The following is a 13,385-nucleotide window of genomic DNA, read 5'->3' on the forward strand; positions in this document are numbered from 1 at the left end:
GAGGCGAGCGATTTCGCCGTACGGATCGTTGCTCCGGGCTAACAGGTTCCTGACCGACTAACCGAAGATGCCGGGCACGCCGTTGGCGAGACCGTCCCGGCCGGCGGCGGTTCGCTGTGGTGGGGCGTGGGGAAGCGTCAGGTCGAAGACAGCCCCGTGGGGGTGGTTGGGTCGGTAGTCGATGGTCAGACCGCTGGCGTTGGCCAATTGGCGGACGAAGTACAGGCCTAGGCCGGTGCCGGGTTTGGTGGTGGCTATGCCGGTCCCGGCGCGGCTGAACCGGTCGAACAGGTGGGGCAGGAACGCTTCGGGTATTCCTTCGCCGTGGTCGGCGACGTGGATGCGGACGTGGTCCGGATCGTTGACCACGGTGACGGTGACCGGTGGGGCACCGTATTTGGTGGCGTTGCCGAGCAAGTTGCCGAGGATCAGTTGCAGGAGGGCCGGGTCGGCCAGTGCGGTGCATTGGTCGGGTGCTACCACGATGATCGGCTGTTCGAGGGTGGTGTTGTGGGCGCCGGCTGCTTCCCGGGCGGCGTGTGCGATGTCGAGCCGGACGGGGCGGGCGACCAGGGCGCCGGCGTCGAGTTGGGCGAGGGTGAGGATTTCCCCGACCAGGTCGCTGGCGCGGTGGCCGGCGTGGATCATGCGCCGTAGGTAGTGATGTTTGGTGTCCTGGTCGATCTCTTCCCAGTCGGCCAGGACGAGTTCGCCGGTGGCGACCACGTTGGCCAGGGGCTGCCTGACGTCGTGGGTGAGCATGGCGAGGAAGTCCGACATCTGGGCGTTGGCCTGTTGCAGTTGTTCGGCGCGTTGGGCTAGTTCGGCTTCGTTGCGTTGCAGGTCGCGGCGGTTGCGGCGGCTGCGGGCGACGGCGGCGACGACGATCAGCCCGACGACCGCGGCGGCGGTCAGGGCGAGGCTGCCGGCGAGCTGGCTATCGGCACTGGCGGCGCCCAGGACGTCTTCGCGCACGGTGGCGGAGAGCCGCCATGGTGTGCCAGGGATGGCTTCGGAGGCGTAGCGCCAGGTGTTGCCGTCCTGCTCGTAGCGGCCGGTCGGCTGGTGCCGCAGGGCGGCGGCCAGGGTGGGGTCGTCGCCCGTGAAGTTTGGTATCGCGTCGTACAAGGGCCGGTTGGCGGCCACGATGGCGCCGGAGGAGTCGACCAGTTGGATGCGTACCCCGGACAGCGACAGTGCGGTGGATACGTAGGACGACAGCTGGTTGTGGCGGATGTCGATGGCGCCGGAGAACACCCGAGGCCCGGAAGCGGTGTCGAACGGGACCGCGAACGCGACCACCGGCGTGCCGCGGGCGGCGGACGGCACCACCGTCGACACCGCCGGGCGCCGTTGTTTCACCGCGGTGCGCAGGTGCGCGTACCGATCGGTGAGGTCCGTGCCGTCGATCGCGGGATTGTCCGGGGCGACGTGCAGAACCCGGCCGCTTTCGTCGAGCAGGACAGCCGCCGGATAGCCGAATCCGGACACCATCCGGTTGAAGTCGTGTCTGCTCACCGCGGGTCCGGTCAGGACCGCGAGTGCGACGGCCCGTTCCCGCTCGATCAGATCGGTGACGTAGCTGGTGACGAAGTCGCCCATCAGCGCGACCCGCAGCTCGAAAAGCTGGACCTGCCGTTCGCGACTGTTGTGCTGAGCATGCAAAAGGCCCGCCGCGCCGATCGTGGTCAGCACCAGCCAGATGACCACCGGGACGGCCACGAACCGCCACCGCAGCCAGGACGGCCGATACTCTCGCAGCCCACGCACGACTCGATGATCGCTCGTGCAAGTTGCAACAGGAACCGATCGCGGGCACCGCCGACCCGGCCCCAGGCGCCCGCCCACCGCGAGTGCCGGCTCGTCCCGTTTCCGCCCGCAACAGGGCCGATGCAAGCCAAGGCGCCTAACGGGCGACCAGGGGGCCTGCGCCCGGTTGCCCATCGCAGGCTCGCCGCGTTGGCCGAGATCGATCTTCGCGCTCCATCGGCAGCAGCCGTCGCATCCGTCGGGCGAGACGTCGCCGGCCGGCTCAGCCGAACTCCATTTCCGCGTTTTCCGTCACGCCACCGGACGTGATGGCATGATCGCAGTGGGCGGACGGGTAGTTGCCTGAGTGAATTGATTTAAACTGGCTATGATGCGCTCTGCTGACGATTAACATTGACTTATGGACCATCAGCAACAGGTGGAAACGGCGCGACTGCCGGTGACTCATGTGGGCCGTCAGGCGATCTACGACCGCGACGGCGCCCTCGTTGCATACGAGCTGCTCTTCCGGGATGCCGAGAACGCGACCAGCGCCACACTGCGTTCCGCCGCGGCGACGAGCCGGGTGATCGTTGCTGCTTTCACCGAGTTCGGAATAGAACAATTGGTGGGCGGTCGCTCTTGTTTCGTCAATGTCACCCGGGAGTTCCTGGTCGGCGAGCTGCCCGTTCCCTTCGGCCCTGACGATGCGGTGATCGAGGTGGTAGAAACCGTCGACATCGACGATGAGGTCGTCGGCGGTGTGACGCGGCTGGTCGACGATGGTTATACCGTTGCGCTCGACGACTTCATGATCGGCCGCCATGAAAGGCTTCTGAGTTTGGCGACCTACGTGAAAGTCGTCGTACGCGAGCTGGACGAGACGACGCTCGATCGCGTTGTCGAAGTCTGCCGGGAACATCCTCAACTTCAGCTCGTCGCCGAACAGCTGGAGACCGAAGATGACCTCCGGCGGGCATATGACCGCGGTTTCGAGTTCTTCCAGGGCCACATCCTTGGCCGTACGCACGTCGCCTCGACGACCAGCATCGCCCCGGGCCGGTTGCACCGTTTGCAGCTTCTCGGCGCGCTCAACGCAGCGGAGGCCGACTTCGACGAGGTCGTTGGGCTGATTGCGCGCGATGCCGCCATCGCCTACCGGTTGCTACAGGCATGCAACGCCGCGGCGTCGGGCTTGACCGCACGGGTGTCCACCATCAAGCAGGCCGCCGCCCTTCTCGGTCTCGACAAGATCCGGCAGTGGGTGACACTCATGGTGTTGAGCGACGTCGCGGAGGCTACCGAGGAACAGCTCACCAACACCATGGCCAGGGCGAGGATGTGCGAGACCGTTGCTCACCACCGCAGCTTGCCGGCGGATGCCGCGTTCACGACGGGCCTGCTGTCCGGCGTCGCCGACCTCATCGGTCACCGACCGTCCGACCTGGCCAGCCGTCTGCCCTTGACAGATGACGTCAGGCGGGCGCTTGTCGATGGTTCGGGTGAACTCGGGGAGGTCCTGGTTGCTGTACGCAGCTTCGAGCAGGGGGCAGGCGAACGGCTCGCGGCGTTGATCAGTCCGGAGAAGGCACTGCACAGTTTCCTCGAGGCTATGGCGTGGTCGACAAAGCTGACAAGCCACTCCGGTGAGGGATCCCGAGGCGCCCAGCTGTCGTCGAGCCAATTCGCTGACCTGCTCGGCGCTTACCACTTCTGAAACGCGCCACCGGCGAGATCTCACTGTTCGCGCGGATCCCAAACCTACTCGCTGAACTCTTGGTTGCCGCCGGTCAGAAGCGGAATCGGCCGACCAGCGTACGCAGATCGCCGGACACCTGGTTCAGCTCACCGGCGGCCCCGCGGATCGCCGACACGCCGGCCGTGGTCGCGCCCGCGGTCGTGGCCACGGCCGTCACGTCGGAGCTGATGCCGGCCGAGCCGGTGGCCACGTCGCCGATGCTGCGGGTCATCTCCTCGGTGGTGGCGGTCTGCTCCTCGATGGCCGAGGCGATGGTGATCTGCAGCGCGTTGATGCGGTCGATGACGTCGGTGATCTGAGCGATCGCGTTGACCGCGTCGGCGGTGTCGGTCTGGATGGCGGCGATGCGCGTGTCGATGTCGGCGGTGGCGCGGGCCGTCTCCGAGGCCAGTTCCTTCACCTCACCGGCGACCACGGCGAAGCCCTTGCCCTGTTCGCCGGCGCGGGCCGCCTCGATCGTGGCGTTGAGGGCGAGCAGGTTGGTCTGCTCGGCGATGGCGCTGATCACCTTGGCGATCTCGCCGATCTGCCGGCTGGAGTCGCCCAGCTTGCCGACCGTGCCGGTGACCGTGGCCGAGACGGTGGCGGCGTCCGAGGCGACCCGGGCGGCCTCGCCGGCGCTGCGCGCGATCTCGCCGATCGACGCGCCCATCTCCTCGGCGCCGGCGGCGACGGCCTGCACGCTCGCGGTGATCTGTTCCGACGCGCTGCTGGCCGCCTCGGCCCGCCGGCTGGTCTCCTCGGCCGAGGCCGAGAGGTCGCCGGACACCGTGGTCAGCTGCTGCGAGTTGCCGGCCAGCAGCTGGGACCGCTCGTGGACGGCCCGCATGGCGTCGGCGATCGTGGCCACGAACTGGTTGAAGGACCGCGCCACGCTGGTCAGTTCGTCGTTGCCGGCCTCAGGCACCCGCGCCCGCAGGTCGCCCTCGCCCTCGGCGATGTCGGCCAGCCGCAGCCGCAACGCCTGCATCGGCCCGTTGATGCTGCGGATCACGACCAGCGAGATCAGCACGGACAGCAGCAGTCCGGCGATCCCGGTGATGATCATGGTCTGGCGGCCGTCCCGGGCCGCGGCGGCGGCTTCCCGCGCGGCCCGGGCGCCCTCGGCGCTGACGTTGTCGGCGAGCGTGCTGGTGGCGGTGGAAGCCTGGCCGAAGGCGTCGAGCGACTCCCCGGAGGCCAGGTCGTTGGCCGCCTCGACGGACGCCGTCGTGCCGGTGCGGTAGCCCTGCACGATGCGCTGATCGATCTCCAGGAACGTCGTGAAGGACTGGCGGGCCTGGTCCAGCAGCCGACGTTCGTCGCCGTCGAGGTCACCCTGGGCCAGCTTCTCGTACAGCTCGTTGAGGGCGGCGGCCGACGCCAGGAACTCCTTACGCTGCCCGGCGTTGTCGGACAACGCGTCGGGGACGCCGCGGGTGAAGTCGAAGGCGTAGCCGGTCTGCCAGCCGGCCACGTCGGCGGTGCGGAACTTGGCCTCCAGGGCCTGACGGGTCAGTTCCATGACCTGCTGCGTCTTTTCCCCGGCCCGCAGCTGGGTACGGAATCCGGACACCGCGGTCAGAAGCAGGACGGCCGAGACGGCCACGCCCAGCACCGCGATCAGCACGACCCGCGTGGCGATCCGCCAGCGCCGCATGGTTCCCGTCATAGTCCGGACCTTAGTGTCAGTCGCCGCGCGTCGAAGAGCTTCTCGATTACCGGCGCCGCTGATACCGATCAGTGCACTCGTAGCCGCCAGTCACCGGGAGTTTCCGCCGGGCGGGCGGCCGACGTTTCGGCGCACACGGTCACCAGCGTGGCGCAGGCCCGGAAACGGCTGCCGGAATCCTCAAGTCTCAACGCGGCTGGACGATGCTCGCACTTGCGTCACTGGGATCTCTGTGGGCTCCCGGGCGGGTGGAAGAGGAGCGAGATGGCGACATCAAATCTGCGGCGGCCGGCCGGGCGAGTGGTGGCCGGGCTGATCGGGTTGCTGGTCGGCGTGACAACGATCGGGGCGCCGGCATCAGCGGATGGCCGGTCCGGCCCGCTGGTCGACGTGATCGTGCGGGCCGACTCGGGTCGGGATTCCGGTCGGGTGGAAGCGGCCATCCGGCAGGTGGGCGGCACGGTGGATGGGTCCCTTCCGTTGATCTCGGCATTTTCCGCGACGGTCCCTTCGGAAGCGCTCGCGGGGCTGCGCGCCACGCGCGGGGTGGCCGAGGTGACCGCGGACGGGTCCGTCCGGATGAAGGCGGACAAGTGGATCGACGACGGCGGGACCAATATCACCGTGCCGGCGGTCAAGAAGGCCGCCGGCGGCAAGAAGAAGGACAGCACCGTCGATACGGCCTCGCTGACCGGCGCCGGGATCGGTGTGGCCCTGATCGACTCCGGTGTCGCCCCGGTGACCGGGCTCAATCAGCCTGGCAAGGTGGTCAACGGCCCTGACCTGTCGTTCGAGTCGCAGACCCCCGGCCTGGCCAACATCGATACCTATGGGCACGGGACGCACATGGCGGGCATCATCGCCGGAAGCGATCCGGCCGGTGCGAGCGGTTCCACCGGCTTCGAGGGCATCGCCCCGGGCGCGAAACTGATCAGTCTCAAGGTGGCGGCCGCGGACGGCGCCGCCGACGTCTCGCAGGTGGTGGCGGCCATCGACTGGGCGGTGCAGCACCGCAACGACCCGGGACTCAACATCCGCGTGCTCAATCTGTCGTTCGGCACCGACTCGATCCAGGACGAGAAGCTCGATCCCCTCTCGTACGCGGTCGAGGCGGCTTGGAAGAACGGCATTGTGGTGGTCGTCGCTGTCGGCAACGACGGTCCGACCGCGACGCGGGTCACCATGCCCGCCGCCAACCCGTACGTCATCGCCGTGGGCGCCGCCGACCCCAACGGCACCGATGTGCGTACCGACGACAAGGTGGCCACTTTCAGCACCCGCGGCAGCGCCACCCGGCACGCCGACCTGCTGGCGGCCGGCCGGTCCGTGGTGTCACTGCGGGTGCCCGGCTCGTACATCGACACGACCTATCCCGGCGCCCGGGTCGCCGACGCCGCCGGAACCGTCCGGTTCTTCCGCGGCAGCGGCACCTCACAAGCCACCGCGGTGATCTCCGGATCGGTGGCGCTGCTGCTCCAGCAGCGCCCCGGCCTGAACCCCGACCAGGTCAAGAAGCTTCTCGTGCAGACGGCCGACCCGCTCAGCGGGGCCGACCCGATCGCGGCCGGCGCCGGCCAGCTCGACATCGCCGAGGCCGCCACGGTCTCCATCCCGATGAACGCCACACAGACCTTCACCGCGGCGACCGGCCTGGGCACCCTCGAACGCGCCCGCGGCAGCTCGCATGTCGTCGACGCCGCAACCGGGGTCACCCTGGCCGGGGAGAAGGACATTTTCGGCGCCCCGTGGGCTCCGGCGACGTGGACCGCGGCAGCGAAGAACGGCAGAGCATGGACCGGCGGAACCTGGAACGGCCGGGTCTGGACCGGCACGGCCTTCACCGGTACGTCGTGGGCCTCACTCACCTGGAGTCCGGTCATCTGGACCTCGCCCACCTGGACGGGCCGGTCGTGGACCGGCGGCACCTGGACCGGCCGCTCCTGGACCGGCGGCACCTGGACCGGCCGCTCCTGGACCGGCCGCAGCTGGACCTGACCCGGCGGCGCCACTGGACAAGGCTCAAGTGCGCCGACGGACAGCCGACTGGGATGGAGTCGGATACCGCGAAGGGGGTGGGCTCATGCAAGACGCGCCTGCCCCCGTCTCGGCTGTACACCGCGTGCGCGGCTGGTGCCGTAACCCGGACGCCAGGGTGAACGCCCTGAGCGCCGGCCTGGTGGGCACCGTCGTCGCCGCGCAGGCCCTGTGGTTCACCGACGTCCCTCCGGTGGCCGGTGGGGAACTTGTCAAGCTGATCGCCGTGGCGGTGCTCTTCGCGCTCGCCGACCGGTTCGTCGTCGTCTTCCCGGTTCGCCGGGGCGCGCACACGCTCAGCCTCAGCGAAGTACCGCTCGTGTTGGGTCTGGTGATGCTCTCGCCGGCTCTGCTGGTCCTCGTGCGGCTCGTCGGCGGCCTGGTCGGGCTGACCGTCTTCCGCCGCCAGCGAGGCAGCAAACTCGTCTTCAACCTCGCCCTGTACGCCGCCCAGGTGACCCTGGCGGCTGGTGTCTTCCACCTGGTGAACGGCTCGTCGGACCCGCTCGGCCCGGTCGGCTGGACGGCCGCGTTCGCTGCGGCGTTCGCCGCCGACCTGCTGTCCGTCGTCGCGATCAGCGCGGTGATCGCGATCCACGACGACAGCCAGGAGTTGCGGCGGCTGCTCAGCGCCGACATCCGGGGGCTGTTCCAGCTGCCGTTGGTGGCCGTGACCACGGCCTTGGGCCTGGTCACCGCGATCGTCGTCCGCGACCAGCTGCCGGCGGCCGTGCTGCTCGCTGTGCTCGCCCTGGCGATCCACCGGGTGTTCCAGCGCTACGCCCAGCAGACCCAAGGCCACGCCCAGGTCGAGGCGTTGTACCAGTTCACCCGCACGCTGAGCGGCTCCCAGGATGCCGACGACGTGGCCCGCACCGTGCTGAGGCAGGTCCGTGACCTGGTCCGGGCGGAATCCGCCGAGTTGCTGGTCGATGGTGCCGCCCGGTTGCGGATGAGCGGGCAGGACGACTTCCAGTCCACGGCCTTCGAGCCGGGGTCGGACGACTGGTGGCGGCCGGCCCTCGACGGTACGCCGGTATTGCTGCCGGCCGGCGAGCACCGCGACGCGATGGCGGTGCCGGTCGCGCTGGAAGGCGCCACCGGTGTGCTGGCCGTCAGCGGGAACCTCGCCGACACCGCGGCCTTCACCGCCGAACACCTGCGCCTGCTGCAGGCGCTGGCCGCCCACGCCGGGGTGGCGCTCACCAACGCCCGGCTGGTGGATCGCCTGCGGCACACCGGATCCCACGACGCCCTCACCGACCTGCCCAACCGGTCGCGCCTGCTCGACGATCTGAGCCGGGGCATCCAGCGGCCCGGCGTCGTCGGCGTCCTGCTCCTCGACCTGGACCGCTTCAAGGAGATCAACGACGCGCTCGGCCACGCCGTCGGTGACCGGGTGCTCCGCGAGATCGGCGCCCGCCTGCGCCACCGGTTCGGCGACCGTGCCACCGTCGCCAGACTCGGAGGAGACGAGTTCGCCCTGGTCATCCCCCAGGCCGACTCGACCGGCGAGATCCTCGCCATCGCCCAGGACGTACGCCGGTCCGCCGCGGAACTCATCGAGGTCGATGGCCTCACGTTGAGTACGCCGGCCAGCATCGGCGTCTGCTATTCACCCGAGCACGGCACCGACGCGGACCAGTTGTTGCAACGCGCCGACGTCGCCATGTACGCCGCCAAGGACGCACGAACCGGTGTACACGTCTACCGGCCGGACGACGACCAGAACACGCCGCGGCGCCTCACCCTGCTCTCGGACCTCCGCAGCACCATCGAGCAACGCGGGATCGAAGTCGTCTACCAGCCGAAGGTCGATCCGCGATCCGGCGAGGTCGTCGGGGCCGAGGCCCTCAGCCGCTGGCACCGCCCCGACGGAAGCGTGCCACCCGAAGAGTTCATCCCGCTCGCCGAACGCTCCGGCCTCATCCGCTCGCTGACCCGCCTGGTGCTCGACACCGCGCTCGAGGCGTGCGCCTCGTGGCGGCACGCCGGGCACGACATCACCGTGGCAGTGAACCTGTCCCCGCAGATGGTCACCGACCAGACCCTGGTCGAGGATGTCCGGACCGCCTTGAACCGGTATCGGCTGCCGGCGAACGCCCTCACCCTGGAGATCACCGAGACCGGCATCATCGCCGACCCCACCCACAGCCTCCTCACCCTGGAGGCCCTCCACACGCTGGGAGTCAAGCTCTCGATCGACGACTTCGGCACCGGGCACTCGTCGCTGGGCCGGATCGCCGAGCTGCCGATCCAGGAAGTCAAGATCGACAAGAGTTTCGTACGCGACCTCACCACCAAGCGAGACCGGCAGGCGGTCACCGACGCAATCCTGCACCTGGGCCGCACCCTCGACCTCACGATCGTCGCCGAGGGCGTCGAGACCCAAGCGGAGTTCGAGTACCTGCGGGAGCGCGGCTGCGACACCATCCAGGGCTACTACATCGCCAGGCCGTTGCCGGCGGGGCAGTTCACGACCTGGCTCGCCTCGCCCCATCGACTCCGGCCGGATCGCGCCGCCGCGAGTGCCTGATCCACGCTGCGCCCGGACCGGCCGGTAACAGGACGGTGGTGGACGGGTCGCAAATTGCGGTCGTTGCGGCTTGATCCGGGCGATTCCGCGCCGATGGGGGAATCAGGAGTGGTGCTGGGGCCGTGATTGCTGAGGTGTGGGTGCATGGCTTTGACTGGGGTGAGTTCTCGTCGCGTCGCCGTGGTGATGGTGATCCTGGTCCCGGTGGTGGCCGGTCAGATCGTGGTCTTGGTACACCGAGGCCTGCAGAACGATGTCACCGTCACGACCATGGTCGGTCTCGACCTGCTCGGCGCGGCCTTCAGCTGGCGGGCGTCGCGCACCGGTTTGCACCGCCGGGCCTGGCAGTTCACCGCCGTGGGCAGAGGGCTTTCGGCCGTGGCCGACGTCGGGCTGGCCGCCGCCGGGCCGCGGACATTCTGGTGGTGGATCACAGCGGCGGCCGCCGTGCTCACCTTCGTGCTTCTGGCGCTGGCCACGGTCACCTTTCCCGCGGTGCATCTGACGAGCCGGCAGCAGTGGGCCTTGGCCGGAGAAACGGTCGCGGTGCTGGGCTGCGGGTTCATGTTCGTATGGGACTTCGCGGTGCAACCACACATCGCCGCCGGCGCGAGCTGGTCGACCGCGCTGACCTGGATCGGGTTCCCGATCGGTGACCTGCTGCTGCTCACTGGCATCAGCGTCTACCTGCTGCGCGGCGGCGTACGGGAATCCTCGCCGCCGACCTGGTTGCTGATCGCCGGAATGGGCGGTTACCTGCTCGCCGACGCCGGGTTCAACGCCATCGGTGATGACGGCAACTACGCCACCGGCCCGTTGCCGGCCACCATGACCTTCGTCGCCGCGCTGTCTGCCATGACCATCGCCGCTGTGCTGGAAACGTCGCGGACCGACCGGCCGAGCCAGGCCGCAACACCGACCGGCGTACCACTGTCACCCTGGCTGGCCTACTTCCCGTACGTCGCCGTGGGTGCGGGATTGGTGTTGATGATCACCACCACCATCACCGGCGGCGAGTTGCGCACCTCGGGCGGCCTCGTCCTGGGCCTGGTCGTCATGGCCGCCGGCGTCGCGATCCGGCAGCTCGTGTCGCTGCGTGACAGCCGCCAGTATCAGCTCACCGACAACCTCACCGGTCTGTCCAACCGGGCCGGCCTGCAACACGCGCTCGACCGGGCACTACGGCGCGGCGAGCACGTCGCGGTGATGGCCGTCGACCTGGACGGCTTCAAAAGCGTCAACGACACCTACGGGCACTCCGCCGGCGACGTCGTACTCATGGAATTCGCTCACCTGCTGCGCGCCTGCGTCCGCGCGGGTGATACCGCCGCGCGAGTCGGCGGCGACGAGTTCCTCGTGCTGCTGCGCCACCTGACCCAGCCCGAGGACGCCACCCAGATCGCCGATCGCCTGCAGAGTGCCGCCCATGCCCGGCCGGTGCGGCTCGGCGCCGACACCATCGCGCACCGATGCAGCATCGGCGTCGCCACCGACGCGCCCGGCGACACCGGCGACACCGTGGTGCGCCACGCCGACATGGCGATGTACCACGCCAAACGGGCCGGCACCCACGGCGTCGCCGTCTACCACCCCGACATGATCGACCGCCGCCGCGACGACACCACCTTGAGCAACGACCTCGAGGACGCCGTGGCCAGCGGTCAGCTGCGCGTGCTGTTCCAGCCGATGATCGACCTGGTCACCGGTCGCCCGGTCGGCGCCGAAGCCCTCGTCCGCTGGCACCACCCCACCCGCGGCCTGGTCAGCCCGCTCGACTTCATCCCCGTCGCGGAACGCACCGGCGCCATCACCGGCATCGGCCGCTACGTGCTCGAACAAGCCTGCCGCGAAGTACACGCCTGGCAGCAACCCCAACCCGCAACCCCACACCGGCTGTACGCCTCAGTCAATCTCTCACCCCGCCAGCTGCAGGACAGCACCCTGGTCGCCGACGTCCTCGACGTGCTCAACCACACCGGCCTCGACCCGCACGACCTCGTCCTGGAAATCACCGAGTCCGCCATCATCGACGAACGCGTCGCCATCCCCACCCTGGAAAACCTGCGTTCCCACGGCGTGCGCATCGCCGTCGACGACTTCGGTACCGGCTATTCCTCCCTGCACTACCTCACCCGCCTGCCCGTCGACATCCTGAAGATCGACCGCAGCTTCGTCGCCGAACTCGACGGCACCAGCCACGGCTCAGCCATCACCGAGGCCGTCATCCGACTCAGCCAAGTCCTGCACCTGAGCACCGTCGCCGAAGGCGTCGAAACCCCCGAACAGGCCGCCGAACTGGCCATGCTCGGCTGCGACACCGGCCAGGGCTACCTGTTCGCCAAACCCATGACCGCAACCGACGCCGCGGCCTTCATCCACAACCGATCGACAGCCACAACAATCCCGGAACCAGCCGCCGACCGCCCCGACACCACGCCTAGCACCTGACCGGGCCGCGTATATGGACGACCCTGACCTGCCCGCCTCGGCGTCGTCATCACGGCGCCCGACCTCGACGTGCACGGCGATCAGATTCGGTGTTTCGGCTTGCTCACGGGAAGCCCTGGCTGCCGCCATTCCGGGCGCGGTATTGCCGATCGTGCCCCGGATGGGCCATGTCATGACTTCACGCGGCCTGCCTGAGGACGTCGCCGGCCTGATCCGCTGTAATCGTCGCGGGGTACGCCGATTGGCAGCCCGCGTGGGTGAACCGCCACCTCGATGGCGGCGAGACCTGAGGAGGATTCGCTGGCTGCTCGCATCAGCCTGGCCACGATCCTGCACTAGTGACGAACCCCCCGAAGCGGTCGCGGACACCCTGCTGGTGATCACCCAGTTGGTGCAGAACGTCGTGCAGCACACCGGCGACGGCGGTCAGAGCGGGCGGAGGCGTTCCTGGGTGTCCAGGTCCCAGAACTGCACGTCGTTGCCCCTGTCGCAGGAAGCGACGATGGTGCGTCCGGCGACATCGGCGGTGGCCACGCAGTCCACGAAAGCGTTGTGCCCGGCGTACTCGAATTCCTCGATGTCGGGTCCGCCCATGTCGTACGGGTTCATGACGGCGACCCAGTTCTCCGCCGCGACGAGCACAACGGTGCCGCCGGCGGAGCGGGCGATGGTTGCGTGGTAACTCCATCCGCGTTTGTGCCGATGCCGGCCGAGCACCCTGCGGGTGGCGACGTCGATCACCTGGACGTCGGTGGCCTGCTCCGGGTGGTGGTTTTCGCCGGCGTCGATGCCGTGGATGACCGCGAGCCGTCCGTCCAGCATGGTGAGGGTGCCCACCTCGCACTCCTCGGGCACCGTCATGGGTTCGTACAACGGTTCGCCGGCCGACACGTCCCACAGGGTCAGCGTCGGGCTCTCGCAGTCGCCGGAGCGATCGTCCGCGATCGTCAGCGCGACCGGGCGTCCGTCCAGCACGCCAAGGTCAGCGCGGCGAACCGCCATGTCGGCGCCGATGTGCAGTTCGGCGTGGGGCTCGCTCGTCACGGCATCCCAGATCCGGAAGGTTCCGTCCTCGGTCGCGACCCCCACCAGCGTCCGATCGTCCAGATCGGCCGTACCGATTCCGGCGATCCTGCTTTCCAGCCGAGTCAGCGGTTCGCTGCGCGGAGTACCGGCGCGGAACTGCCGGCGCAGCACGACACCGCTGC

7 protein-coding genes are annotated in these 13,385 nt (G+C 69.1%); 4 read left to right on the forward strand and 3 right to left on the reverse strand.

The window, feature by feature from the left end; translation table 11 throughout:
• Positions 1-57 precede the first annotated feature (57 nt).
• On the reverse strand, positions 58-1,770 hold the full coding sequence (locus AB0O15_RS32585) for a sensor histidine kinase (RefSeq protein WP_364326449.1): 1,713 nt from the start codon (positions 1,768-1,770) through the stop codon (positions 58-60).
• A gap of 400 nt (positions 1,771-2,170) precedes the next feature.
• On the opposite strand from AB0O15_RS32585, the gene AB0O15_RS32590 reads away from it, so the two are divergent.
• Entirely contained in the window at positions 2,171-3,466 is a 1,296-nt protein-coding gene (locus tag AB0O15_RS32590) for an HDOD domain-containing protein (protein ID WP_364326452.1), read from the forward strand.
• A gap of 73 nt (positions 3,467-3,539) precedes the next feature.
• On the opposite strand, the gene AB0O15_RS32595 is transcribed toward AB0O15_RS32590, so the two are convergent.
• Positions 3,540-5,159 carry a methyl-accepting chemotaxis protein gene (locus AB0O15_RS32595; RefSeq protein WP_364326455.1) on the reverse strand — a complete coding sequence of 540 codons (1,620 nt, stop codon included), beginning with the start codon at positions 5,157-5,159 and terminating at the stop codon, positions 3,540-3,542.
• Positions 5,160-5,423: 264 nt separating this feature from the next.
• Between AB0O15_RS32595 and AB0O15_RS32600 the strand changes: the two genes are divergently transcribed.
• The 3 genes from AB0O15_RS32600 (at position 5,424) to AB0O15_RS32610 (ending at position 12,177) form a co-directional block, all read left to right on the forward strand.
• A complete protein-coding gene (locus tag AB0O15_RS32600) occupies positions 5,424-7,154 on the forward strand; it encodes a S8 family serine peptidase (RefSeq protein WP_364326458.1) in 1,731 nt (576 codons plus the stop codon).
• Positions 7,155-7,311: 157 nt separating this feature from the next.
• Complete coding sequence (locus tag AB0O15_RS32605) at positions 7,312-9,729, forward strand: EAL domain-containing protein (protein ID WP_364326461.1); 2,418 nt, start codon at positions 7,312-7,314, stop codon at positions 9,727-9,729.
• Between the two features lie 144 nt (positions 9,730-9,873).
• Positions 9,874-12,177 (forward strand): EAL domain-containing protein, encoded by a 2,304-nt coding sequence (locus tag AB0O15_RS32610; protein WP_364326464.1) that lies wholly within the window; start codon positions 9,874-9,876, stop codon positions 12,175-12,177.
• Between the two features lie 426 nt (positions 12,178-12,603).
• On the opposite strand, the gene AB0O15_RS32615 is transcribed toward AB0O15_RS32610, so the two are convergent.
• Entirely contained in the window at positions 12,604-13,374 is a 771-nt protein-coding gene (locus AB0O15_RS32615) for a hypothetical protein (protein WP_364326467.1), read from the reverse strand.
• Positions 13,375-13,385: the final 11 nt, after the last annotated feature.

It is taken from the genome of Actinoplanes sp. NPDC089786 (assembly GCF_040684855.1).
Taxonomy (GTDB): Bacteria; Actinomycetota; Actinomycetes; order Mycobacteriales; family Micromonosporaceae; genus Actinoplanes.